We start from the raw sequence: 25,558 nt of genomic DNA on the forward strand, positions 1-25,558 counted from the left end.
TTAAGCCATACATAAGCACATCCTAATTACGGGAAAAATTTAAACAGCCAACACCCACAGTCATCAGATGTTTTACTTAAGTATTTTAGGGTCTTTCGAAAACCGAGACTATGAATTCAGTCGCAACTGCAACAATTCCAAGCAAAAAAGTTACCACCCCAACCGTTCAGGGAGACAATTCTATCGGCGTGGAAGGGACATTCCAAGTCCTATATCAGGAGCTTCAGGGATCAACTAAAGCTTCCCAGCAGAATTGCCATGATGTAGCCACAAGAATTACCACCGAAGTATACCGGATTTGCCAAGAGAGTAAACGTATCCAGGCTTCCGGCGACGTGCAAAGCTCGGCCATTTCCCTAGCCAGACATCGCCTGCAACAGTGTCTGAGATACTATCTCTTGGGTTCTAGTCGGGGTAGGGTAGAGTTACACAGTACTCTGAGTGCAATTATTTATCGCTACATCAATCCTCCTCAAAGACAGTTGAGCTATCAAGGACGACTGACCATTATTGAAGATTTTCTGCAGGGTTTTTATCTGGAAGCGTTAAATGCTTTCCGCAGGGAAAACCAGATGGTCTCCACTTATCGTCCCCAAACTCTCCTGGAATTGGCAGAATACATGGCGTTTATTGAACGCTATGGTAAGCGGCGAATTCCCTTACCAGGACGACAGCAGCAGCTGATCATCCTGCGAGCTCAAACGTTTTCCCAACAGCAACCCCAGGAAACCAATGTAGATATCGAACAAGCTGCAGAAGGTAGTTCCAATGACAACGATGGTTCTTGGGAAGAACCAGCAGTACAGCAATTACGTTCAGCAATGGCTATGCAAGCAGAACCAGAACCTGAAGAAGATACTCTGCGTTCGGTTGTGATTACAGAATTAATGGATTATCTCGAACAACGACAACAATCTGATTGTGCTGATTACTTCTGTCTTCGTCTTCAGGATTTATCAACTCAGGAAATTGAGTCTATTTTGGGTTTAACTCCCCGTCAACGCGACTACTTACAGCAACGCTTTAAATATCATCTGATTCGGTTTGCCTTATTACACCGTTGGGAATTAGTTCATGAGTGGTTAGAAGCCTCACTCCACACTAATTTGGGTTTAACTCCCCAGCAATGGCACAACTATACAGAATTATTGGATGACAAACACAGAGCGTTACTGAAATTGAAACAACTTGGACAGCCAGATGAGAAAATTGCTAAAACTCTAGGTTTGTCAACAGCCCAACTACAAAAACGGTGGTTTAAAATTTTGGAACAAGCATGGGAAATTCGTAACTCCCTAGTATCCGGATCAAGTGCATCTACTCATGAATAGTGACTCAGAATCCTTACAATCCGATTTACTCCATTGGTGGTTGGCTAATAAAACTAACACTAACGGGCTTAAACTGTTAAAGTGTAAGGAAATTGACGGGGTAGACGACCTTCTCAATGAGGTGGCTGCTTTCACAAGCTGTGACCTAGAATTGGGAAGATGTCCCAAACCTTTCAATTGGGAGAAATTCCTACTGTGCAAGAACGTTTCCAATCTGTCCTCAAGCGTCGGCTACAAATCCAAGCTCAAGAGCAGCCTCCTTTATTCCCCTGGGAGTCTCAATTAGTTGATTACCCAGATTTTGTGGAAGAGCGATCGCTCGCATTAAGTTCTAACTGGGGATGGATACCACAGCAGTCAAAGCTGAATCTGCCTATACCCCTACCAGATAAAGTTTTCCAACAATTATTGGCAAGATGTCAGGGGTTGATTACATCTTCGCTACCTCTAGGGGCAAAACTAGTTCAGGTAGTTGAGAGCTTTTTCCCCCATGAGTCACAGACGATTAATGATTTAGCTGGATTAGTGCTCAGAAGCACCTATCGGTCTGTGAACACTCTGGATACAATTCCCCAGATCCAGAATAATTACTCAGATTTACAACCTCGTCAGCAGATGGCATTGTCATTACTTGCAGCTAAACAACTGCTAGATAACTTGACTTTACCAGTGTCTTTAGCCAATCCAGTGGTAGAAAGACAATGGTTAACCAGCGCCGGAACCCTGAGTTTGAGGGTAGAATACTATTCTCAGGATCATCTGGTGAAATTGAAAGTTAATTGTGATTTACCCGCTCCTGGAATTTTGAAACTACAAGGAAATGGTAAGCAGGCAATAGCCAATGCTGCTACTCCCGGAGAGTTGAGCATAGAATTATACAATGAAGAACTAGTTGCAAGCTATACCCTAGAAGTTGATTTTCCAGAACTAGACCAGCAGCCCTTAATGTTTGTGATTGGTTCGATCATTTAGTTGAAATCACCAATGCTAGTGTTGTCACCTAATTAGTAATTCATCTATCAAATATTACTTCTGTGTTGAAACTTCTCCTTTAGTCACAATTAGTCACAATCGATCATTAGGGTTTCTACTTTATTAACCAGTGGTAATTAATTGCTTTACGCAAACTGCATTGAAAACTACACAGGTTTAACCTCCGCAAACCGATGTAGCTTACCTTGGGGGAGTTCCTTTGTTTTTAACACAAACTGGCATAAAACATCATGGAGAATCAAGGTAGTCATACCAATTTGTAATTACAAAAGCCAGTTTCAATCGGGTTTTCCACATGATTGTGTCTGTGGCATTTTCCTGAGCTTGGTGTGAGTTGCTGTGCGAAAGATTGTTTTTATAGCATCATTTGTAGTATTCCTTTAGTGATATTCTCAATGTTTAACTTATCCACTAGCAACCCGGTTTAGCTTCTACCTATAGGCGGTTACTGGCGGCAAAATGTCCACAGACCAACGTCAACATCAGCAAAAAATATAATTTCCTTGAGATGACGAATGGCTGTAGAACCTTGTTGTGTAAGTAATCTGTTCAAACCTCAAATAGGCATCTTAGATATTGAAGCTGAGTCAAATCAGCACTTCGTGCTAGATATGCCAGGAATAAGGGACTTTTGCAATTACCGTTAAATACGCTCATTCTGCAATTAAACCCTGTTTTTTGAGCTTAGTTAAGGCATTTTCTGCAGACCGTTTTTTAGCCTCCTTTTTACCACGAGCTTTTCCTTCTCCGTAAAGCTGTTCACCAACAAAAACCTGGGCAAAATATTCCGGAGCATGATCTTGTCCTCCGATGCGTTCCGTGATATAATGGGGTAGCATAGACTCAAAGTTAGCCTGTACCCATTCCTGGAAGCGGTTCCTAGAATCGACATTAGAACGGACTTGAATAATTTCTTCAGGCACAGATTTAAATAAATCTAAAATAATCGGGCGGATTTTCTCAATATTGCCATCGCAATCTAAATAATAAGCTCCAACAACTGATTCAAAAGTGCTACTTAATAAATTGGGGCTTTTAAGTCCTCCATCCTGAATCGCTCCTTTTCCCAGGCGCATTAAGGATTCTAAACCAACTTCAATGGCAAATTTAGCGAGTTGCTTCTCGTCCACTAGTGCCGATCTTCGGCGAGTCATTTCATCTTCTGCCATCTCTCGATAGCGAGTATCGAGATAGAGATACTCTCCACTGAGAAAGGTCAGCAAAGCATCGCCTAAAAACTCTAAGCGCTCATTATCCTTTTCACCAGGATTTTCGTTGACATAGGAACGGTGAGTTAACGCCTGACGTAAAAGTTTTCCGTTGTTAAATTTTAATAATTCATGCATTTGTGTTTCGTCTCTGAACTCTTGTGAACGACTTAGTGAGATTGTTTGTTGAGATTTTGCATATCTCCTGGGGAATATTTTTAGTATATTTAGGTATTTATTAGCCAAAAAAATGATTTGTCATTTAAAAACTCAGGCTGGCTAGACATAAAGCGTTGTAACTCGTGTTTTTTGACGATAATATGGGGATAATTACCTTACCAGCTTGTAACACCACATTTGGTGTGAATTTTTTTATGGAAATACAATTAATTAACATTGGTTTCGGTAACATCGTGTCTGCCAACCGAGTAGTTGCCATTGTTAGTCCGGAGTCTGCCCCGATTAAACGGATCATTACCGATGCACGGGATAGAGGTCAACTAGTAGATGCAACTTATGGTCGTCGAACCAGGGCTGTAATTATTACTGATTCCAGCCACGTGATTCTTTCGGCAATTCAACCGGAAACCGTAGCGAATCGATTTGTGATTTCTCGAGATCATCATACTGTAGATAACTGATTTCATATAGGTCAATAACCCTACAGCTATCTGCACCCTATCCGCAGTACCATATTAATTAGAAAAGTTTTCTGTCACTCATGTGCTACAAATTTGTTGATCACAAGTTCCTCATCTCACAAAAACACAGCTAATGACCCATAAATAGTGTCTTTGTTTAGTGATCCCACAGGAGTTCCGTTAAACCCGCAAGTTAAGAGTGAGCCGAATTGCCGCAGGAGTTGAATTTACTTGAAGTCTGCTCTCGTGAGTCAGGTTGGGAAAAATAGTTACTAATTCTTACTGAGGGTAGCTCTAGGAATAGCAGTGTAGTTAACTAGACATAAAATAATAATAGCAACGTACATTCCACACAAATGCGCGGTGAGACCGTTAATAATTAATTCAGAGTTTGAACGGATGAAGCAAGTTTTACCTATCCAGACTGGTTCTAAAACCAAAGAAAGCCCTTTTCTAGGCAGGCTAATTGTTTTAACTGGCCCAAGTGGGGTTGGTAAAGGCACTTTACTGCACGCGCTCTTAAAACGTCATCCGGAACTTTACTATTCTGTATCCGTGACGACTCGTTCTCCCCGTCTAGGAGAAATTAACGGTGAGAATTATTACTTTATTAGCCGCACTAAGTTTGAACAATTAGTTTCCCAAGGTGAATTCTTGGAGTGGGCAGAATTTGCCGGTAATTATTACGGTACTCCTCGCGAAGCTGTGCTGAACCAAGTTCACTCTGGTAAATTGGTGGTACTGGAAATTGAACTTAAAGGCGCAAGACAAATCCGTGCTTCCTTCCCCAGCGCCCTGAGCATTTTTGTTTTACCGCCTTCTTTGAAGGAGTTGGAGAATCGGATACGTGGTCGAGGGCCAAGATTCTGAGGAGGCGATCGCGCTTCGTCTGCGCCGGATTGAAGAAGAAATTCAAGCCGCAGGGGAGTTTGACGTTCAAATTGTGAATGACGATTTAGAAAATGCTCTTAAGGACATAGAAGTCAAGTTATTTGATTGAAGCGTTCGTCCTAAGCTGAAAAAATCTACAGTTACCAAAGGCAATTTAAATATAGCTACAAAAGTGATCCCAAACTTTCTGGATGGGATAGAGGGACTACCAGTGCCTATAGTTTTAAAACTTTGGACTAAGGCTACCAACACAAAACACTAGATTTATTTAGTATTTTATGAACGGTTATTGCCCTCCTGGATGATTTTTGCTAAAAATGGGACATCAGGCATGGGTAATAGCAAAACATAATTAATCATTAGCGATTACCAATGCCCAATGCCTGATTATGAAAAAATCTTAACCCAATAGACCTTGAATAAGTGCCAAATTGCTAGTTAAGAAATAAGCGACTACTGCACCGCCAATTCCACCGATTAAGAAAGAACTAGCAAAATTATTCCAGCTTTCTTTGGAGTTAAAAGCATCTACGGGTGGGTTGGGGACAGTGACACTGGCCATTGCCTTAGCAGGATTGGTATTGGCATATAGAGATAGGCAGGCTGTGAGAATCACAACCAAGCCAATAGCTCCCAGTAATCCAGCTAAGTTAGCATTAGATGCATCACGTAGAGGACCCAATTTAGCGAAAGGTCCAAATAGCAAGTAACCATGAGCCATGCCCACTTCTAGACCACGTCTAGAAGGATTGAGACCTTGACGATAGGCGGGTAAATTATTAATGAACCACTTCACCAAGGGAGAAGAATTAATCGGTGTTTCGAGGTTTCCTTGCTGAGGATCACGTCCTGCGGGAGACACTACCTCGCTATTTCTGGGATCGCTGGGGCGATTTTTCGATGAATTTACTGCTTGCGCCATATTGTGTATTCGCCTTTAAATTATAATGATGGCATTGTTATATTATTAATAATAATTGTGGGTAAATATGTTTTTTGGGTCTTTAGTTTAAAAAAATTAATTTATCTGCTGTTCTTCAGATCAGATAATCGCCAGATGATCTTATTCAATATTCCTGTTAGTTCGGGTGATGCCTGAGCCTAATATTGTGTGGTGCAACTGCTCCACACAATATTACAACTAAAACTCTACTTTTTACTTATGGGAGTGGGTGGAAAAGTAGGTCAGGAAAAAAGCGGTTAAATTCAATCAAAATTCCGGCGGTAATGGTTAGCCAGATGGTAGCTGCTACTGGAGCGGTAGAAAGAAAAGTGATGAAGTAGGAGGATTGATCGCCTTTGTCTGCCATGAATTTAGTCTCCAAAAGAGATGAATTGAGTGAGGGATAATTAACGGGGAGAAACAGTAATTTCTGAATCTTTAGCGGTTAACTCACCCGATAGGAATTCTTTAATCGCGGCTGCGGGCCAAGCAAAGCCTGAGCCGATAATGGGTAGTGCTAAACCCAGATCAATTTGGATTTCTTTAGCTTCGGTGTCTGATAACTTTTTGATGGCTTGGAGGTAAGCACGGCCTACCCAGCCGATCCAACCGGCAATATACAAAAAGAGAATGCTGGGAATTAGGAAGTCCCCAGCCCGATCAAGGCGACCGTCAACAATCAAGTGAGGGTAACCTTCAGGTTCACAGAGTGCCTGAGAATAACGCTCAAAGCGCTTTCTGCCTGATTCGGGATCTGCGGTGGTGTTCCGGGCATTTTTTGCTAGCTCTTGAAATGCGGGAGAGTCTTTACAAGGTACCAGGTTAGCCCCCAGCGCTTGGGCGGGAGGGGCAAAATTGGACCAAAGACAAATCGCTAAAATCAAAGCAAACAATCGTCTCATGAGTTGTTTCCTTTTATTACAAAACAAAAAGTTCTTGTACAAAACGAAGCGGCTTGTACAGTTGTTTATTTGCATAACTAGCAAGTCATCATACTCTTGGGCGGGAACAGAGTAAAGTTTAAGTAAATAAAAGTTAAAGCTTCTCCAACAAATCGTTACTTAACATAACCTGACAATGGCAACTGTTTTAGCAATAGAAACCAGCTGCGATGAAACTGCCGTGGCAATTGTAAACAATCGTCAAGTTTATAGCAGTGTGGTAGCTTCCCAAATTCTAGTTCACAGTCAATATGGTGGGGTAGTCCCAGAGGTGGCATCCCGTCAACATCTAGAAACAATCAATCAGGCGATCGCACAGGCTTTAGAGCAAGCCCAACTAGACTGGGATCAAATAGATGGCATTGCCGCCACCTGTGCCCCTGGACTTGTAGGAGCACTCTTGGTAGGGTTGACTGCTGCTAAAACTTTAGCAATGTTACATAACAAGCCATTCTTGGGAGTGCATCACCTCGAAGGCCACATTTACGCAACTTATTTGAGTGATCCTAGTTTAGATCCCCCATTTCTTAGCTTACTCGTTTCTGGTGGACATACAAGCTTGATTTACGTTAAGGATTGTGGTGTTTACGAAACCCTGGGTGAAACTCGCGATGATGCCGCAGGTGAAGCTTTTGATAAAGTAGCACGGTTACTACAACTGGGTTATCCTGGTGACCCCTCATTGATAAATTAGCACAAACGGGAAATCCCCGCGCCTTTACTTTGCCAGAAGGTAAAGTTTCTTTACCAGGTGGGGGATATCATCGCTATGACAGCAGTTTTAGTGGGTTAAAGACGGCGGTACTGCGATTGGTTCAGCAATTAGAGAAAGATGAAAAACAATTACCAGTCAGTGATTTAGCGGCTAGCTTTCAGGAGACTGTGGCGCGATCGCTGACCAAAAGAGCGATCGACTGCGCCCTAGACTATAATCTCAATACCATTGCCGTTGGTGGAGGGGTAGCAGCTAACAGCAGCCTGAGAAAAACCTTACAGGTAGCTGCCGGCGAGCATAACCTGCGTGTCCTGTTCCCACCCCTGAAATACTGCACCGATAACGCTGCTATGATTGCCAGCGCTGGGTCTCATCACCTATCCCTTGGTCATACATCACCCTTGACTTTAGGTGTTCAGTCCAGGTTACCACTCACCCAGGTCATGAAGTTATATGGCTGATAAATTGTCTGGTTGAAAGATAGCGTAGCCGAGCAGTGGAAAAAATCCCACGGGACTGCTAGCCGTGGGATTGTCCCATGGAAAATTGTTTGACTATTGACCAAATATGATCAGCAACTGCATCCGGCTGTTCTAACATTGCCAAGTGACCACAATCGGGAATTTCAATCACATTGTCACCAGTATATTTAAAAAGCCGATGAAAACTAGCTAAATGGCGAACATACTTGGGTTCCATTACTTTGTCATCAGTACCAGCCAAGAAATAAACTGGCTGCTGCAACTGAGACACTAGTTGAGGTAAACGGTTAATTTCTTCCTCGGTTGTAAAGTCTAGTAATGCTCCTAGGGCGGCTTCTGGGTCAGCCATGACAAAATCTACCACACGCTGACGCGCCCAATGACGGTCTAAAGGACGAGCGACACTTGCTCTAGTAAATAACAAATCAATTAAAGGGATATGAGAAAGCCAGCGCGGACGGACTTGCAAGAATCTTTGACCTGCTGAACGAAACTGCTCAAAGGACTCTTTGAGATAAATACCACCACCGGCGTTGATACATATAACTCCTTTAACACATTCAGGCATTTGAGCAGCAGCCCACAGGGCGATTGTGCCTCCCAAGGAATGCCCAATTAGCCAAGCACTAGTAATATTCATCTGTTCTAGAAGAGCAGCTAAATCCTGAGCATAAACAGCTGGCGTATAAATAGAATCAAGGGACAAACTCGACTCATCAATTGAGTTAGAAGTCAAGTTTACAGAAGTTGGTGTTTGAGTCAAATCTGGTTCTGGCTGGGATTTAGATTCACCAAAACCTCGCAAATCATAAGAAAGGCACTGCAAGCCAACTGAGAGGCGGGAAATGACAGGTTGCCAATACCCACGGCTATTGAGCCAACCGTGGATAAAGACTAAAGCATGGGGACAGGAAGTAGGAGCCGTGAGCTCGTATGCGTGTGGAACGCCCAAGATTTCAATGGTTGCCATACCTAATATCGTACCGCCCGCAACGGGTGCGATTGACGTACTTGCCCGTATTAACAACGGGGTATTATGGGGTTAAACAGCAATAACAGGTACAGCCTGTCTGACCTGGTTTCAACCACCGGATAACACCTGACGCGGTATATGTTTCTTTGGGATTAGTACATTTTGGTAACAAACTTGTCTATTATAGCATTGAATAGCCCAAGAAATGCCGCCGGTTGGGGATATTACGCGCATCAATCAGCGCGGTGTTCCACCAGTAGTAACCATGTACCAATCTCCCATCCCTAAGCCATCTTAGAGAATTCAACTGAGATTCCCCAGTTTTTAGGAAATTACTCCTGGACTGCAAAACAAAATGCTAAACTGGTAAATGATTGGTGTGAAACACGCTATAAAAAGCCGTTGCCATCAAAAATCCCGCAAACATCTAAAGAAATTTAAGTGAGAGGGATATTTAGGGTTTCAGCTTTCTAGAACGTGAATCAACACTCCTGTGAAAGTGGAAGCCAATTAAGTTATACTACCCGAACCACGTTGGCATGGGTTTTTGGAAAACTTGGTTTAATAGTCCTGAGTCTATAGCGACAAGTAAAACTAACTCTTTCGAGGAACGTACACGGTCTGTGGCGAGCGAATCTAGCCCCAATGGCGAGAGCGTTGCTTATCAGAAGGAGACTCGTATTGTTTTTAGTACGGAGCGAAATATTGACCTCTATGAACTAGAGGAACTTTGCGATGCAGTTGGTTGGTCGCGTCGTCCTTTAAGAAAAGTCAAAAAAGCCATTGAGCATAGTTTTCTCGTAGCGTCTATGTGGCAAGTGCGAGGAAACCAGAAACGGCTCATTGGTTTCGCTCGTGCTACCTCTGACCATGCTTTTAATGCGACTATTTGGGATGTGGTAGTTCACCCCGACTTTCAAGGGAAAGGACTGGGTAAAGCCCTGATGAAATACGTACTCAAAAAACTCAGAAGTGAAGAAATTAGCAATGTTACTCTATTTGCCGATCCTCATGTTCTAGATTTTTATCGCGGTATGGGTTTTATGTCAGACCCAGAAGGCATTAAAGGTATGTTCTGGTATCCGCAGTAATTGTCAGCCAAGGTTAGGCAGTTTCTACCAAAAAACGCGCACATTGCCCCTAGTTTCTAACTATGGGGGTGTAGTGCGCTAGGAACTTCAGTCGCAGTCCTAAAAATAAATTTGACAAATATTAGCTTTAATGTATAATAGAGTGTGTTAGCTATATGCATAACTTGCAGCCGTGGGGCACACGGTCAAGATGCTTGCTGTTAGCGGAGCGGCGCGTTAGCGCGGGTAAATTCATTGGAGTCCCCGTGAAGCAAGAATCCCCTGGCTTATAGCCGTGGGGAGTGTCAAAGGGGATGGAGTTTTACGGGTGCTAAAATCAAGATAAAATTGGTTAGCCAAAATCAGTTAAACGTGCTATTATGATATAATGTTAATGTCGAGGTGATAAACTATCATTTGGGACGCAGTTCCAAAGATTTAACCTGTTTAACTATAATTAAACCAGCGTGTATGTTGGTTTTAAAGATTATAGAGGGCATTAAGACTAATCGATCCGGGATGTAGCGCAGCTTGGTAGCGCGCCTGCTTTGGGAGCAGGATGTCGCAGGTTCAAATCCTGTCATCCCGATTTTAATTTATAATTGGCAGGGCATGAATTTAATAGACATGGATCGAGATTATCTAAGTCTTGCGTGAGAAGTTGAGATAAAAGCGCGTTAGGCTGGAACGATTAATCATCTCATGTCGTCAACTAGATTTAAGCAAGCCAATTACATGGCATTGAGCATTTCAACTGTGGGGGGAGGTCTCCCCGTCTTCAGAGCAACCTAAACAAGATTAACAACCATTGTGCATTAAATACCCAGGCAACCTCGAGAAAAACATCATGCGATCGCCTATTACCAGAGAACTTATTCTGGGTGAGGAAATGGCGGTTTTTGAGAATTAATTGTTAGCATTGAACCGCAAAAACAAATTTTTCAGATTTTCCGCAGGATGAGAATATAACTAAAACTAGTTATTCTAGTCCTCATACCAGCATTTCTCTGTCTTATTTAACTATTGATGTGAGGAGATATTATGAAAGCATTAGTTCGCTGGGGCGCAACATTAGGACTACTTGGAAGTACTTTACTGGGATCGGTTTTTGTGGGTAATTTGCCCGTACTGGCTTTGTCAGAACAGCAAATAAAAGAAAAATTAGATGCTGTACCCGTATATCTAATTACTAATGATCAGGGTGCTCCACTGAGTCGCCCGTTATCGGACAGTGAAACAACTGGTGCGTCGGTGACTGGTGTTTATATGAGTCGGCAGGAAGCTCAAACTTTTATTAAGGAACTACAGGGCGTACCGGGTAAAGATCCGAAAATGGAAAAAATGGTGAACAGCCTACAAGTAACAGCAGTGCCTCTAGGTGTGATTTATCAAGAATTGCAACAAAGTAAAAATCAGTCAGAACGCCTTATATTTGCCTTTAAACCGGTAGAGGGGGAAATTAAGGGAGCAATGGAATTACTGCGTCAAAGTGGTCAAAAAGTAACCCAGTTTCCTAGCGTGCCGATTTTTGCGGTGAGATTTTCACCAAATCAGGGTTATGTGCCCATTCAGTTCAAATCTGATAATAATCAAGAATTGATTCCTTTGTTTTTAAGCAAGCAAGATGCCCAAGGCTTATTAAATCAAGTGAAGCCGAAGTTTCCCCAAGCGGATATTCAGGTCATAGATATAGACGGGGTAATTAAAACTTTACAGGATAAAGATGATCCTTGGCTTAACCAAGTTGTTCTCGTACCATCCCAGGAATCTCGAGAATATATCAACACTTTGCCTAGACAGGGTAGTAATAATTCAGGGACAGCTAGACCTCAGCAACGTTAAGGAATGACAGACAAATGTGATGGGGTAGTTTCCGGTTTACGGCTTTGGGAGTGGCGTAACAGAGCGATCGCCCAAGCCGTCGCTCATGACATTTCCCCCGCCGAAGTAGATTGGTTACTTCTGGAAGTAGGGGATTTAGACCGCTTGGGGCTGCGTTTAGAATCTTTTAAACAGAGGGCTGACATTCCCATGTCCTTACCTTTAGAAAACTTAGAGCAGTTATGGGAAAGGCGATTAAATGAACACCTGCCAGTACAGTATATTGCCGGAGTAACCCCTTGGCGAAATTTTAAAATCGCCGTGTCAAATGCAGTTTTAATTCCCAGACCGGAAACTGAATATTTAATTGATCTAGCTGTGGCGGCTGGGAATAACGGTAGCGCCGCCCCATTGCTCAGTTCCGGACATTGGGCAGACTTAGGTACTGGTAGCGGTGCGATCGCCTTAGGTTTAGCAGATGCTTTACCAAAAGCAACAATTCATGCAGTGGATTACAGCCCGGAAGCATTAAAAATTGCCCAGTCAAATGCTTGTAATTTAGGTTTTGACCACCGGATTAAATTTTATCAGGGTTGTTGGTGGGAGCCGCTAACAGCCCTCAAAGGACAGTTTAGCGGTATGGTATCCAACCCACCTTATATTCCCACTACTACTGTGGCTACCTTGCAACCAGAAGTAGTCAACCATGAACCACATCTAGCTTTAGATGGTGGTACTGATGGCTTAGATTGTATTCGCCAGTTAATAGAAATTTCTCCGGACTATTTGCGCCCTGGTGGTGTATGGCTAATTGAGATGATGGCGGGACAGGCGGATACTGTACACAGACTTTTACAGCAACAAGGTAGCTACTCTAATATTCAAATTTACCAGGACTTAGCAGGTATTGAAAGATTTGCGGTAGCTTCTATAAGTGGCTAGTCGTGAAATAATTGTTAATTCAACTGTGTTCAATCTGACAAATGACTCAAGTTTCTTTAGTTGACTTAATAACCGGCGCACGTGCTGGCTTATTGGTCAGTTTTCCCACAGATACAGTACCCGCACTGGCGACTTTACCAGAGCAAGCACCATTGATTTTTGAGGCGAAACGGCGCAGTCAAGATAAACCTTTGATTTTGATGGGAGCTAGTGCGGAGGATTTATGGCCTTATGTCCAAGGTAATGAAAATGAGTGGAAAATTTGGCAAGAGGTGGCAAGTAGATATTGGCCGGGAGGATTAACATTAGTATTACCAGCTAGCGATCGCGTCCCAAAACAGATGAATCCTCATGACCCTAATACAATTGGTATTCGAGTCCCTGATAGTGCGATCGCTCAAACCATTTTGGCGCAAACAGGCCCCCTTGCCACCACCAGCGCTAATTTTTCAGGTCAACCACCCTTAAAAGACTTAGCAGAAATTGCTGATCAGTTCCCTGAAGTTATGACTCTGGAATCAACTCAAGGTCGTGCTGAAGTTTCTGGAATTGGTGTACCTTCCACTGTGTGTAAGTGGACTGGTAATAATTGGCAAATCTTACGCCAAGGTACGGTTAAATTAAGTTTTGAGAATAATTGTTAAATAATGATCAATTGGATATATTTAGGTGTAGGAATATTACTGGGGTTGGGTATTCGGGAAGTATTTAGTCGGTTATCGCCAGTCATCTCTCCACAGCAGGCGCAAATTACAGCAGCACAGATCAAGCAAACAGAGCTAGCTTACCAAATGGCGCGGGAAATGAGCCTGTTTAAAGGGGGATTTTTAGCCCGGACTACCCATGAATTGCGATCGCCCCTGAATGGTTTAATTGGCTTACATCAGTTAATTTTGTCCGATTTGTGTGAAAATCCAGAAGAGGAGCGAGAATTTATTGCTCAAGCCCACGAAAGAGCGCTGAAACTACTACACCTAATTGATGAAATTCTTAACATAGCCAGAACAGAACATGGGACTAATAAATTAGATATTCAACCCCACTGCTTGGCTAAGATTTTACAGGAAGTTAATAATTTAACTTATATGGTGGCAGCAAATCGCAATTTATCCTTGCGTGTTGTGCTTCCAGACCCAGAAATTTATGTTTTGGCAGATTACCGGTGGCTCCGCCAAATATTGGTCAATTTAGTAGACAATGCGATTAATCAAATGGAATTTGGTAGTATCCGTCTTTCTAGTAGTTTCTCGCCTACTAATAATAGGCTGGAGATTTTCCTGGATGTTCCAAGCCATGCTGTCACTACCAGTGAGTCCATAGAACTGATGAAATTAGGAGTCGATAGTGCTGAGAATAATCAAGCTCATACAATTCTTTCCCCAGGAATGAAGATGTTATTAAACCAGAGTCTCTTGGAGATGATGGGAGGAAAATTAGAAGTTGTTCCTTGTCCAAGCACTCCAGAAACAAATGAAGAATTAACTAGGTTACAAATTTCTATCCCCCCAGTGATTCCTGAAGCTGAACTTCAGTGATCGGGAGAGTTTCAATATTTGGTTGGTGATATAGTACCATTGTGGTGCTGACATTGGACTGAAAACCAATTTTTTGGTAAAACTCCTGTTGATGAGTAGTCATTAAGTATACTCGCTCAACCTTTCTAACCCGGGGATGACTTAAAACGGTTTCTACCAACTTACGCCCCAGACCAGTACCGCGATAATCTGGGTGAATCACCACATCCCAGATAGTAGCACGATAGATACCGTCAGAAGTCGCCCTGGCAAAGCCAATTAGATGCTCTCCATCGCAAATACTGATCACCGGGTCGCTATTAGCGATCGCTATACTTAAATCCTCAATAGTACGTCCTTTTGCCCAAAAAGCGGCAAGATTAAATAGTTCTTGAAGTTGGTAAAGGTTGATTTCTGACTGGCGATATTCCCTAAATTGAATTTGAGGATAGTTCATGTTTTGCACCCCAAGGCAGTATCATTATTTGGATGAACTCATATTGTCCTAGAAAGTTTCCGATACGTATATCTATATGCAACTATCTTCAAGTTTAATTATCATTATTTAATGACAAATCCACTTCCACAGAGGATGAGTAGGTCCTTGCTGTCTGATTTTCAAAACTTGTTTTTCTAGGCGTTGTTTTTCGCGTTCTGGTAATCCCAGGAGAATACTTCGGCTTTGCCAAAGTATAGTAGAAACGGTAGTACCGATACAAACGGCTAAACCGAGGCTAGATAGTGGATGTTGACATACTCACCGACCTTGAAGGTCGGTGATTCTTGACAGTTCACAGTAACTCGCTGCCGAAACAGTCTTACAGTCACTCCCTGTCCGTTTTAGGTCGTGCCGATGCCCCATGCCGACCATTTCTATGTTCTTAGCAGCATTCTCATCTCTGTCTGCAAGAGTGTTGCAATTCAAGCACAACACTGAGCGAACAGACAAATCAATCTTGCCCCAACGATACCCACAACAAGAGCAAATCTGGCTAGTAGGTTCCCATCTGTCAATTATTCTGAAATCCCGTTTAAGTTTCTCAGATTTAGCCTCACAAAAAATTCTGAATTGCCGCCACCCTTGCAAATTAATCGCCCTAGATAGTCTACGGTTTTTGAGCATTCCTGAGACATTCAAATCCTCCAAAACAATTACTTGGTTATCGTTAACTATTTTGGTTGATAGCTTATGTAAAAAATCTTTTCTGGTATCAGAAATATGGTTGTGTAATTTAGCTATCCTTATGCGAGTATTGTTTCTCCTTTTTGAATCTTTTTGTTGACGCGCTAATTTTCGCTGCAATTTACGAATCTTGCGGTCATGTTTTGAGTATATAGGGCTTAAAACCTTCTCTCCATTGCTCATTGTAGCAAAAGTCTTTAGTCCTAAATCAATACCTATGCTTTGGTTTTTGGCAACAGTAATATTGGGTTTAACTTCTACAACGAAGCTAAGAAAATAGCGGTTAGCGCCATCCTTAATCACTGTAACTGAGCTAGGTTCAGATGGCAGTTCTCTTGACCAAATTGGTTTGATATTCCCAATTTTTGCTATGTAAACTACTCCATCTTTTATAGAAAAACCAGCTTTAGTAAACTCTGCTGATTGTGAGTTGGTTTTCTTTTTAAATCTAGGAACCCCAACCTTTTTACCTTTTCTCTTACCTTTAAGGGAATTGAAAAAGTTTTTGTAAGCAACATCTAAATGCCTAAGAGACTGTTGTAATGGCACTGAAGAAACATCAGATAGCCATTTTCTCTCTTGAGTCTTTTTAGCTTGGGTCAGCATTGCCGAGAGTTTATTGTATCTAGGCAGCTTTTCAGATTGTTTGCAGAACGCTAAAGCATCATTCCAAACAACCCTAACACAACCGTACAACCGAGCTAAATTCTGTTGCTGTTGGTTTCTTGGGTAAAATCTGTACTGATATCTAGCTTTCATGCTTTGTGCTAAAATTGGTCTGTTAAAATAGATTCTACATTTGATGTAGCCTTTCTACTTGTTGGTTAAAGGATGAGTTAATACCATTGGCATTTTTACTATTTATTGATGGTTCTTCGAGTTGATCCATGGGAGAATAAACAACCGGTTCCAAATTAATCAAAGGCTTGTTGTTCGGGTAATGAGGAATTATGCACAGGCGGTTTGGGATTTACTATGGTTCAAATAAGAATAATTAACCACCGATAAACCACTGATTTTAATGTGTTGATGTTGGTTATTTTAAGCTAATATACACTCAATTTACCTGATTAAGCTCTGGTTTGTATAAGCAATATTTCCCACCGCCTGGTATTCCCTTAAGCTCATTCTAACCATCCTGGGAGTTAGTAGATGTATCAATGGCCTCAGCACTGACTAAAATAGGATATTTCTCTGTGCGTTCTCGCCACCAAGTCAACAGAGTACTGGCGACAAAAATACTGGAATAAGACCCTATAGCAAAGCCAATAATTAATGCTAGGGCGAAGTATCTGAGTGTTTCTCCGCCAAAGACAAAGATGGCGATGACTGACAGCAAGGTTGTTAAGGTAGTATTGATTGATCTTCCTAATGTTTGGTTGACAGCATCATCCACAACCTCGACAATTGGCTGCTGGGGATTGACCTTAATAGTTTCCCGAATGCGATCATAAATCACTACTGTATCGTTGACAGAGAAACCGATAATTGTCAGCAGTGCCACAATAAACAGACTATCCACTTCTAGGTTGAGCAGTAAGCCGAAAATTGAAAAAAGCCCTGCAGTAATCAAGACATCGTGCAAAAGCGCCACAATGGCAAATAAGGCGTAGTCCAACTGGAAGCGGAAGGTCAAGTAAATAATAATGCCCATAAAAGAAACTATGAGGGCGATGATACCAGACCGAAATAATTCTGCTCCCAAGGTAGGGCCAACAGTGTCAATTTGGTTTTGTTGCGGGTCAAAGATACCAATTTTCTCACTTAAAGCAGTTTGTAAATTGGTGCGCTGATCAACATCTAAGTCCTTGGTGCGAATTGATATGCCATTGTCTCCCACTATTTGGATGCTGCTATCGCCCAAACCCTGGGCTTGTGCTACTTCTCGGACTGTGGTTATATTGATTGGTTGATCGCAGTTACCCAGTTGTGTACAGTCACGTTCTAACTGTAAGCGCGTACCACCGATGAAATCTAAGCCGGGGCGTAGGGGGGCGCGAATTTGGGGGTTTTGCCACGAAATCGCCATTGAGATCAAACTAATCAGAATAAAGGCACTAGAAATGCTCCACCATAGCGATCGCGATTTGTTAATATTCAATTTCATTTAGCCACCTCTGGCTTATTTAATGCTGGTAGGTTAGGACAGAAAAGCTCTCGCTTATTTTTCACAGCCGGACTAGTAACTGCTAAAAACATGAGTGTGCGGCTACAAGTGATTGCCGTAAACATACTCATGGCTACACCCAAGGCTAAGGTGAGAGCAAAGCCTCTGACTAATCCGGAACCAAACCAAAACAAAGCAGCACAAGCAATCCATGTAGTGACGTTGCTGTCTAAAATACTGGAAAATGCTCGGTAAAAACCAGATTCTACAGAACGATACAAAGATTTACCCGCTCGCAATTCTTCCCGTGTACGCTCAAAGATTAGCACATTGGCATCAACTGCCATGCCAATACTGAGGATAAAACCAGCAATTCCCGGTAAAGTCAGGGTAACCCCCAACAGAGCAAAACTCGCCCATGTTAGTAGAGAGTAGATGACTAATGAGATATCGGCAATCAATCCTGGTAGGCGGTAGTAAAATACCATAAATATTAATACTAAGATTAGACCGCCAATACCAGCATAAATGCTGCTTTGAATACTGTCTTTACCCAAGGTAGCGCCTACGGTCCGTCTTTCGGCGATTTCCACGGGTACAGGTAAAGCACCGCCACGCAACTGCACGCCCAAGTCATTGGCTTCTTGGGGGGTAAATGTACCTGTAATCACTGCAGCACCGCCGGTAATTCCTGTACCAGCAAATTCTACCCCCACTACAGGAGCGCTGATTAATTCATTATCTAAAAAAATCCCAATGCTCCGCCCGGTACCGGCAAGGTTTTTAGTGAGATTGGCAAACAGTTCACCACCTTTAGTATCAAAGCGAATGGCAACATTCCAATTACTACCTTGAGTTGGTTCACCATAGGCATCTTGGAGATATTTACCGTCTAGTGGTGGTTCAGTGCTGTCAAACAATTCTCTGATGGCTTGATTATTTTTGGCTAATTCTTCTTGATTATTAATAATTGCCGCCTCATCGCCGCGGTTTCTTAACTCTTCTTGCTTGGCTCTGAGTTCAGTTCTGGATGCTTGAAAAGCAAAAAGTTGAGTTTCTGTACCAGGCTTTTGTTGTCGAAATTCTAACTGTGCTGTACCACCTAGCACTCGTTCTGCTTGCTGCGGGTCATTGACTCCTGGTAATTGTACCAGGATTTTGTCTGTGCCTACAGTTTGAATTACTGGCTCAGAAACCCCAAGACCATTAACTCGACCTTCCACAACTTTCTGAACCCCAGCCAAATCTCGTTCAGTAATTTCTCTCATCAGGAGTGCTGATTGCACCTGAATGGTTAACTGTGAACCGCCCCGTAAGTCTAACCCCAAAGGTACTGGAATTTTGACTATCACCGCAATAGCGGCCATGAGCAGCACGAAAATCAAAGCTAATAGCGATCGCTGTCTTTGCATACAATAACTCGCAACTGACAAAGGCTATAATAGCGTTCTTTGAACGAGTTTTGAATGGGTAGATGGGGGTGGTGGGGAGATGAGGTAGATTTTTCCTCATTCCCCAGTCTTGGGCTTTTAAACTCGCATAGCGACCATTTTTTCTACAGCTTCGACGATTTGTTCTGGCTGCACAATTGTTAACCGTTCCAAACTACCGTTATAGGGTGTGGGTATATCTTGCGAAGAAAGCCGCAGTACCGGCGCATCCAATTCATCAAACAAGCGGTCATTGATGGAGGCGGTTAATTCTGCACCAATACCCCCGGTTCTCATACACTCTTCCACGATAATAACTCGATGGGTTTTGCGTATGGATGCCCCAATAGTATCAAAATCCAAAGGCTTGAGTGATATTAGGTCTATTACTTCTGGATCATAACCTTGTTTTTCTAAAGTTTTCACGGCTTGCAATACATGATGGCGCATCCGTGAGTAAGTGAGTATTGTGACATCTTTGCCACGACGCACAACTTCTGCTTTATCCAGGGGTAGTAGATATTCTTCTTCTGGTAAATCTTCTTTTAAGTTGTAAAGTAGAACGTGTTCAAAGAACAACACCGGGTTATCGTCACGAATAGCCGATTTTAGTAGTCCTTTAGCGTTATAGGGTGTGGAGCAAGTAACAATTTTTAAGCCCGGAACCGCTTGGAAGTAAGCCTCTAGGCGTTGGGAATGTTCAGCCCCTAGCTGTCTACCTACACCGCCAGGACCGCGAATTACCATAGGGATTTTAAAGTTACCGCCGGAGGTGTAGCGTAGCATTCCCGCGTTGTTGGATATCTGGTTAAAGGCTAGGAGCAAAAAGCCCATATTCATACCTTCAATTATCGGTCTTAACCCAGTCATAGCTGCGCCGACCGCCATACCAGTAAAACTGTTTTCGGCGATGGGAGTATCGAGAATGCGTAGTTCGCCATACTTTTTGTATAAGTCTTTAGTGACTTTGTAGGAACCGCCGTAATGTCCTACATCTTCCCCAAGAACGAATACACTCGAATCACGCGCCATTTCTTCATCAATGGCTTCCCGCAGAGCGTTAAAAAATAGTGTTTCTGCCATTTAGACCTTATAGTCAGACTATTGTTTTAGAATCTTATCGTGCCACCGTAGCAAATATCGTGAGCGATCGCACTAGATTAGAGATTGATTTTTTGGGCAAAATAAATTAATTAAGTTGTATTATTTGTTATTTACTGCCTGTAATTGAGAAGTTTCTAAGCGGTTCATCCATTTTTCTAAATAGACGCGATTAGCAGTTTGTTCAGATGTATCTTCAGTATCCATAGGATAAGGCATTAGTCCCAAAATCGCTGCTGTGGTTACACAAAACATTGACTTTTGGAAGCTCATACAAATTTTGACTCGCAAATCATCCTCCCCTCGAAGACTGTGACGATAAATTGTGTGTAAATAATCCGGGAGATAATGACGCATATCCTGCATCAGCAAAGTGGGAGGAATACCAGAACCACCTATAGGTAAAGGGTCCGCATATAGTGCGCCATACTGAAATCGAGCTTGGTCTAGGGGAATTTGATATGCTTGGGCATTATATGACACTGTGCCATGAAAGGGAGTTCCCCGAAAGAATACTGCCTCTACATAAGGGATGGCTGTATCTGCTAGGAAGGTTAAACCCACAGATTTAGGAATGATGTCATAAACTTCCCCTCGGATTTTGACGGCGTAAGTAATAGGCTTTAACGCATCTGCAACCAAACCCGCTTTAATGTGGTCTACAACTTGGGGAATGGTTTTAATTTCTTTGTCGTCGTAGCGGTCTGATAAATTCAGGAAAATATCCGCCATTACCCGCCAAAATTGGCCTAAGCCACTATAGTAAGCCGACACACGTAACATTTCCGTTAAAAAATCCGGAAATAGTTGGTTAACGCCGATGATGGGATTGTTGGGGAATTTGGCTTGAATAACTGCTTGTGCTCTTTCTTCAAACTCTGGTGTATCTAAATATGCATCTAGACCACCTCCACCGTGCCACATCATGGCTTTCATGCAATATTCGGCATATTCAAAGTTAATTCTGTCATGCCACCAATGGCGAATTAGCTTGGGCAAAGAAATTTCCCCGTTAAAGTATTTAAAAAAGGGAAAAAATACTAGAAATTGATGTTCAGCAATATAAATGAGGTTTTTTGAATAGGCATCTAAAACCACGCCGTAGCTTTTCAGTATGCCCACAACTTCCATGACATTATCTGGACTATCAGGAAGTAATGTACCTCCGGTGAGTAGTCTTTGAATATACTCAGATAAAGGATGTGAGAAAGGTTTTTTTTCCATGCTTACCATTGCCATTTCTGCAAAAGTTACAGAGATTTAGAGATGGGGTATCGGGTATCGAAAATACTCTTACCCAGTCCTTAGTTACCAGTACCCTGATCTAAAGACACCGCAGGTACTACATTTTCGCTATTAACCATAGCTGTGATTGTGGGTTCACTCCAGCGCACTAACCAAGCTGGTTGTATGCCAAAAATTACAATCAATACCGCTAGAATTACTGAAGGTATGCGATCGCTCCACAATACACGGGGCAAGTTGCTGACTTGTGGGGACAACCGCCCAAAAAAGGCGCGATTCATCAGAATTAAGAAGTAAACGGCAGTTAAGCCTGTACCAATCATAGATAACAGCGTCTGCACTGGAAAAACGGCAAAACTGCCCCGAAAAACGATAAATTCGGAAATAAACCCCACCATTCCCGGTACACCGGCGCTGGCCATCACACCCAAAACCATTAAGCTACCAATCAGGGGTAACCCTCGTTCTGGGTTAAGTAATCCTTTAATTACATTTAAATCGCGGCTTCCAGCTTTTTGATAAACAACCCCCACAAGTAAAAACAGTAGTGGGGAAATCAAACCGTGGCTGATCATTTGCATCACAGCCCCCAAGGTACTCACCGGTGTAGCCGCCGCCGCTGCTAATAGGATGTAGCCCATGTGTCCAATGGAGCTGTAGGCTACCATTTTTTTCATGTCGGTTTGGGCGATCGCACAAGAAGAGCCAAATAGTACACTGACTACAGCCCAAGTTGCCAACCATGGGGCTAAATAAGTCCAAGCTTCTGGTAACAAGTTCATACCAAAACGTAGTAGGCCATAGGTTCCTAACTTCAATAACACTCCCGCCAACAGGACAGAAATGGGTGTAGAAGCTTCAACGTGGGCATCTGGTAACCATGTGTGAAAGGGAAATAGGGGAATTTTAATCCCAAAACCCACTAGAAGGCCTCCTAGTAGTATCAGCTGTGTTACCAAAGGTAAAGTTGTGGTTTTCAAACCCAAGAGCGCAAAGCTACCAGAACCACTCAGCCAAACCATACCCAGGAAACTTGCCAAAATTAATATCCCGGAAATCGCGGTGTAAATCAGAAATTTTGTGGCAGCATAACCCCGTCTAGCGCCTCCCCAAATGGCAATTAACAGATATAGCGGTATTAGTTCCAGCTCATAAAACAGGAAAAATAGTAGTAAATCTTGTGCCAAAAATGCTCCAATCACCCCAGCATTTAACAGTAAGATTAAGGAGTAATAAAATCTAGGACGCTGAAGGGATTCATTACTGCTGTAAATGGCAATACAAGTTAACAGTCCATTTAAAACGAGTAATGGTAAAGATAAACCATCTATTCCTAAATTATAATTCAAGCCTAAAGATTCTATCCAGGGGATAAACTCAGTAAACTGTTGATTGGCTTGGGCGGGATTGAATTTTACTGCCAGTACAACTGTCCACAAGAAGATGATAATGGCGAAGAGGAAAGCCACTTGACGGGAAAGTTTGCCACTGATGTGACCGGGCCAGAAACCGATTAAAGCCGCGGCTAATAATGGCAGTACAATTAGTACACTCAGCATAAGTATAACTATGGATGGGTAGAGGGGATGTAAAAAGTCTGTTGCCCTGTTAAAACGGTAATTTATCTAGTAGACCTAATGACCAGCTAATGAAAAAACCCAGGACGCTGATCACTACCAGGATAGTTAACATATATCCCTGGGATTGACCAGAAATGGTATATTTTAAGCCTTGTCCACCTAGAATTGTCGCAAATCCTACCAAGTTAACAAAACCATCAACTAGATAGCGATCGCTCCAATCAGAAAATTTTGATAGCAGGGCGACTAAATTAACTATCGTTAGTTTATAAATTTTATCAATGTAAAAATCATAACCCAATAGGTCTTGTACAAATCTCCAGACCAGGATTCTGGATCTTGACCATGCTTTATGCAGGGACATTGTAGAGCCTATAGCTACGCCGATCACCGTAGAAGAAACCAAGATTAATAGTATGTACCAATCCACGTTTTCCCAATTAGGCAGCAAATACCATTGCTGTAGCATCAGTGGTAAGAGTAAATTCACTACAGTTAGTGCCACCATTGGCAATGCCATTTGCCAGCCAACTTCCGGGGTGCGGCGGGTTTTTTGTTGTGGTTTGCCCCAAAATATTAATCTGAATACTCGTGTCAGGTTCAAGGCTGTCAAGCCGTTGACTAATACTAAGATGGCAATTACCCAAGGACTAGCATGAACTAAGCCATCTGCCCATGCCAGCATTGCCCAGAAACTTCCCAGTGGTAACAGTGTTACCATACCAGCAGAACCTACGATAAAAGCTGTGGTAGTGGCTGGCATCCTTGACCATAATCCACCCATTTCGGTTAAGTCTTGGGTGCTAGTGGTATAGATTACTGAACCAGAACTCATGAATAATAGAGCTTTAGCGATCGCATGGGTTAACATTAACATTAGGGCCACACCACCTTGCTCTAACCCCACTGCCAAAAAGACTAAGCCCATGTATGCACTAGTGGAATGAGATAAGGCTCGCTTAATATCTGTTTGGGCTAGTGACACTAATGTTGCACCCACTGCGGTCAATGCCCCTATCACAACTAGGGTATTTAAAGCAATGGGAGACAAGGTTAATATTGGCTGAATTTTATATAATACATAAGCACCGCCACCTACAACTAATGAATTCCGCATTACCGAAGCGGGGTTAGGGCCTTCCATGGCTTCATCTAACCATAGGTGTAAGGGAAATTGAGCGCATTTACCCGCAGGTCCGGCAATTAATCCCAAACACAGCAAAGTCGAAGTAACTGGACTTAAATCAGCTGTTTGTGCCCACTCATACAAATCAGAAAAGTTCAAACTACCACATAAAGTCGAAAGCGTTACCACCCCCATTAATAAAAGTAAGTCTCCCACCCGCTTGGTCAAAAAGGCATCTCGCGCTGCTGTCACGACTAGTGGTTGAGCATACCAAAATCCCACCAATAGATAGGTAGAAAGGGTGAGTACTTCTAAAACAGCATAGCTGAGAAACAAGGAATCACTGATCGCTAAACCAGTCAGCGCCATTTCAAAGAATCCGATTAATGCAAAGAACCGTGCTAAGGACCAGTCCTTTTCCATGTATCCTAGGGCATAAATTTGTGTTAACAGACTTAATCCGCTAATTAATACCATCGCCCCAATGCTAGTTGGAGAGAGTTCTAAGGCAAAAGATAAGTTAAAATCTGCAGCTTGCAACCAGTTGATCACTAAAATTTCTGGTTGTTTATCCCAAATATGCTTAAATACGAACAGACTATGAAGAAAACCGACAATGGTTGTGAATATGTTGAAATATGCCGCGGGTCTAGGACCGGTACGCCGAATGATTCCCATTCCCCACGGTAAGGTTACCAGTGCGCCAAGTAGGCTGTAGAATGGCACCCACCAACTTGTTGAAAATAGAAACTGATTCATTGACATTTTCCTTGAGGACTCCGCTGTGACTTTTTCTTAAATATCCTTAGAACAATCTTTGACTAAAAAATATAATTATTGGATTATATCTATGGTTTTTTTAACTATTTGTTTCCTAAATTCTTCAATGAGTATTTTTTGTTTAGGTTATCTTATTTTGGTATATTTGAATATAGTTTTAGATATTTACAAGCATTCACGTCTATTAAATCATCGGTGATGATGGATTTATATTTGTACTTGCAGTAAATAAATTTATCCAAATACATTAAAAAAAATTATGTGTTTTTTACAAAATGATTACTTTTTCTCTCAAGGTTGGAAAACTTATAGACAGCAAAACATACAGCGATTAATATCCCCACTGCGGAGCGGAGTCGCCGTAGCTATGAATGTCCTTTTGTAAATGTAATAAAGAAATTATAAAGCATAAGTGGGTACTCTAGGAATTGATTAACTTTCATTGAGCCGAATCAGGGATAAACTTTTGTTAAGTTTTTTAAAACTATTTTATCATAAACTATTATACTAATTTATATTGCCAGGGAGGCCAAGCTTTCCT

22 protein-coding genes, 1 tRNA gene and 3 pseudogenes are annotated in these 25,558 nt (G+C 42.2%); 12 read left to right on the plus strand and 14 right to left on the minus strand.

All coding sequences use genetic code 11. From position 1 onward, the window contains the following. The first annotated feature begins 110 nt into the window (after window positions 1-110). A complete protein-coding gene (gene hetZ / locus AC6IZ0_RS01655) occupies window positions 111-1,331 on the plus strand; it encodes a heterocyst differentiation protein HetZ (protein ID WP_271733721.1) in 1,221 nt (406 codons plus the stop codon). A gap of 159 nt (window positions 1,332-1,490) precedes the next feature. After that, the gene (locus AC6IZ0_RS01660; RefSeq protein ID WP_497724828.1) at window positions 1,491-2,303 is read left to right on the plus strand and encodes a PatU; all 813 of its coding nucleotides are present in this window, start codon (window positions 1,491-1,493) and stop codon (window positions 2,301-2,303) included. Between the two features lie 674 nt (window positions 2,304-2,977). Here the strand turns inward: AC6IZ0_RS01660 and rnc are convergent. Further along, the gene (gene rnc, locus AC6IZ0_RS01665) at window positions 2,978-3,670 is read right to left on the minus strand and encodes a ribonuclease III (protein ID WP_271733723.1); all 693 of its coding nucleotides are present in this window, start codon (window positions 3,668-3,670) and stop codon (window positions 2,978-2,980) included. A gap of 236 nt (window positions 3,671-3,906) precedes the next feature. Here rnc and remA point away from each other — a divergent pair, with 236 nt between their 5' ends. Then, a complete protein-coding gene (gene remA, locus AC6IZ0_RS01670) occupies window positions 3,907-4,173 on the plus strand; it encodes an extracellular matrix/biofilm regulator RemA (RefSeq protein ID WP_271733739.1) in 267 nt (88 codons plus the stop codon). A 399-nt stretch (window positions 4,174-4,572) separates the two neighbouring features. After that, window positions 4,573-5,173, plus strand: a pseudogene (gene gmk, locus AC6IZ0_RS01675) (guanylate kinase). Between the two features lie 291 nt (window positions 5,174-5,464). Here the strand turns inward: gmk and AC6IZ0_RS01680 are convergent. The 3 genes from AC6IZ0_RS01680 to AC6IZ0_RS01690 form a co-directional block, all read right to left on the minus strand. After that, complete coding sequence (locus tag AC6IZ0_RS01680; RefSeq protein WP_271733726.1) at window positions 5,465-5,986, minus strand: photosystem I reaction center protein subunit XI; 522 nt, start codon at window positions 5,984-5,986, stop codon at window positions 5,465-5,467. Between the two features lie 238 nt (window positions 5,987-6,224). Continuing rightward, window positions 6,225-6,374, minus strand: coding sequence for a photosystem I reaction center subunit IX (psaJ, locus tag AC6IZ0_RS01685; protein WP_200987820.1), 150 nt, complete (start codon window positions 6,372-6,374; stop codon window positions 6,225-6,227). Between the two features lie 40 nt (window positions 6,375-6,414). Next, the gene (locus AC6IZ0_RS01690; protein ID WP_497724829.1) at window positions 6,415-6,909 is read right to left on the minus strand and encodes a Photosystem I reaction center subunit III; all 495 of its coding nucleotides are present in this window, start codon (window positions 6,907-6,909) and stop codon (window positions 6,415-6,417) included. A 175-nt stretch (window positions 6,910-7,084) separates the two neighbouring features. Here AC6IZ0_RS01690 and tsaD point away from each other — a divergent pair. After that, a pseudogene (tsaD, locus tag AC6IZ0_RS01695) lies at window positions 7,085-8,124 on the plus strand (tRNA (adenosine(37)-N6)-threonylcarbamoyltransferase complex transferase subunit TsaD). Window positions 8,125-8,182: 58 nt separating this feature from the next. On the opposite strand, the gene AC6IZ0_RS01700 reads toward tsaD, so the two are convergent. Beyond that, a complete protein-coding gene (locus AC6IZ0_RS01700) occupies window positions 8,183-9,115 on the minus strand; it encodes an alpha/beta fold hydrolase (RefSeq protein WP_497724830.1) in 933 nt (310 codons plus the stop codon). A gap of 542 nt (window positions 9,116-9,657) precedes the next feature. On the opposite strand from AC6IZ0_RS01700, the gene AC6IZ0_RS01705 reads away from it, so the two are divergent. The 6 genes from AC6IZ0_RS01705 to AC6IZ0_RS01730 all read left to right on the plus strand — a co-directional run bounded on the left by AC6IZ0_RS01705 (window position 9,658) and on the right by AC6IZ0_RS01730 (window position 14,486). Then, window positions 9,658-10,209, plus strand: coding sequence for a GNAT family N-acetyltransferase (locus AC6IZ0_RS01705; RefSeq protein ID WP_271733731.1), 552 nt, complete (start codon window positions 9,658-9,660; stop codon window positions 10,207-10,209). A 494-nt stretch (window positions 10,210-10,703) separates the two neighbouring features. Continuing rightward, window positions 10,704-10,777 (plus strand) — tRNA-Pro (locus tag AC6IZ0_RS01710). 452 nt (window positions 10,778-11,229) lie between these two features. Then, entirely contained in the window at window positions 11,230-12,030 is an 801-nt protein-coding gene (locus tag AC6IZ0_RS01715; protein WP_280793288.1) for a Tic22 family protein, read from the plus strand. A 3-nt stretch (window positions 12,031-12,033) separates the two neighbouring features. Then, a complete protein-coding gene (prmC, locus tag AC6IZ0_RS01720) occupies window positions 12,034-12,951 on the plus strand; it encodes a peptide chain release factor N(5)-glutamine methyltransferase (RefSeq protein ID WP_271733733.1) in 918 nt (305 codons plus the stop codon). 41 nt (window positions 12,952-12,992) lie between these two features. Continuing rightward, window positions 12,993-13,595 (plus strand): L-threonylcarbamoyladenylate synthase, encoded by a 603-nt coding sequence (locus AC6IZ0_RS01725; RefSeq protein WP_497724831.1) that lies wholly within the window; start codon window positions 12,993-12,995, stop codon window positions 13,593-13,595. A gap of 3 nt (window positions 13,596-13,598) precedes the next feature. Beyond that, window positions 13,599-14,486, plus strand: coding sequence for a sensor histidine kinase (locus AC6IZ0_RS01730; protein ID WP_497724833.1), 888 nt, complete (start codon window positions 13,599-13,601; stop codon window positions 14,484-14,486). On the opposite strand, the gene AC6IZ0_RS01735 is transcribed toward AC6IZ0_RS01730, so the two are convergent. The 6 genes and pseudogenes from AC6IZ0_RS01735 to AC6IZ0_RS01760 all read right to left on the minus strand — a co-directional run bounded on the left by AC6IZ0_RS01735 (window position 14,449) and on the right by AC6IZ0_RS01760 (window position 20,268). Then, window positions 14,449-14,922, minus strand: a complete 474-nt coding sequence (locus AC6IZ0_RS01735; RefSeq protein WP_497724834.1) for a GNAT family N-acetyltransferase — start codon at window positions 14,920-14,922, stop codon at window positions 14,449-14,451. The two genes, AC6IZ0_RS01730 and AC6IZ0_RS01735, sit on opposite strands and share 38 nt — an antisense overlap. A gap of 108 nt (window positions 14,923-15,030) precedes the next feature. Beyond that, window positions 15,031-15,213 (minus strand): annotated as a pseudogene (locus tag AC6IZ0_RS01740) (hypothetical protein); the annotation flags it as partial. Between the two features lie 9 nt (window positions 15,214-15,222). Further along, complete coding sequence (locus AC6IZ0_RS01745; protein WP_497724836.1) at window positions 15,223-16,407, minus strand: RNA-guided endonuclease InsQ/TnpB family protein; 1,185 nt, start codon at window positions 16,405-16,407, stop codon at window positions 15,223-15,225. 370 nt (window positions 16,408-16,777) lie between these two features. Further along, window positions 16,778-17,755, minus strand: coding sequence for a protein translocase subunit SecF (secF, locus tag AC6IZ0_RS01750; RefSeq protein ID WP_497724838.1), 978 nt, complete (start codon window positions 17,753-17,755; stop codon window positions 16,778-16,780). Next, window positions 17,752-19,167 carry a protein translocase subunit SecD gene (gene secD, locus AC6IZ0_RS01755; protein ID WP_271733394.1) on the minus strand — a complete coding sequence of 472 codons (1,416 nt, stop codon included), beginning with the start codon at window positions 19,165-19,167 and terminating at the stop codon, window positions 17,752-17,754. Before secD ends, secF begins: the two co-directional genes overlap by 4 nt. A gap of 117 nt (window positions 19,168-19,284) precedes the next feature. Then, window positions 19,285-20,268 carry an alpha-ketoacid dehydrogenase subunit beta gene (locus AC6IZ0_RS01760; RefSeq protein ID WP_271733389.1) on the minus strand — a complete coding sequence of 328 codons (984 nt, stop codon included), beginning with the start codon at window positions 20,266-20,268 and terminating at the stop codon, window positions 19,285-19,287. Here AC6IZ0_RS01760 and AC6IZ0_RS01765 point away from each other — a divergent pair. Further along, window positions 20,256-20,378 carry a hypothetical protein gene (locus tag AC6IZ0_RS01765; protein ID WP_497724840.1) on the plus strand — a complete coding sequence of 41 codons (123 nt, stop codon included), beginning with the start codon at window positions 20,256-20,258 and terminating at the stop codon, window positions 20,376-20,378. The two genes, AC6IZ0_RS01760 and AC6IZ0_RS01765, sit on opposite strands and share 13 nt — an antisense overlap. Window positions 20,379-20,388: 10 nt before the next feature. Here AC6IZ0_RS01765 and AC6IZ0_RS01770 read toward each other — a convergent pair whose 3' ends face one another. The 3 genes from AC6IZ0_RS01770 to AC6IZ0_RS01780 all read right to left on the minus strand — a co-directional run bounded on the left by AC6IZ0_RS01770 (window position 20,389) and on the right by AC6IZ0_RS01780 (window position 24,996). Then, complete coding sequence (locus AC6IZ0_RS01770) at window positions 20,389-21,519, minus strand: CO2 hydration protein (protein ID WP_497724842.1); 1,131 nt, start codon at window positions 21,517-21,519, stop codon at window positions 20,389-20,391. 71 nt (window positions 21,520-21,590) lie between these two features. After that, window positions 21,591-23,090, minus strand: a complete 1,500-nt coding sequence (locus tag AC6IZ0_RS01775) for an NADH-quinone oxidoreductase subunit M (protein WP_271733387.1) — start codon at window positions 23,088-23,090, stop codon at window positions 21,591-21,593. A 49-nt stretch (window positions 23,091-23,139) separates the two neighbouring features. Continuing rightward, complete coding sequence (locus tag AC6IZ0_RS01780) at window positions 23,140-24,996, minus strand: NAD(P)H-quinone oxidoreductase subunit F (RefSeq protein WP_271733386.1); 1,857 nt, start codon at window positions 24,994-24,996, stop codon at window positions 23,140-23,142. Between the last annotated feature and the right edge of the window lie 562 nt (window positions 24,997-25,558).

It is taken from the genome of Anabaenopsis sp. NIES-4685 (assembly GCF_059725405.1).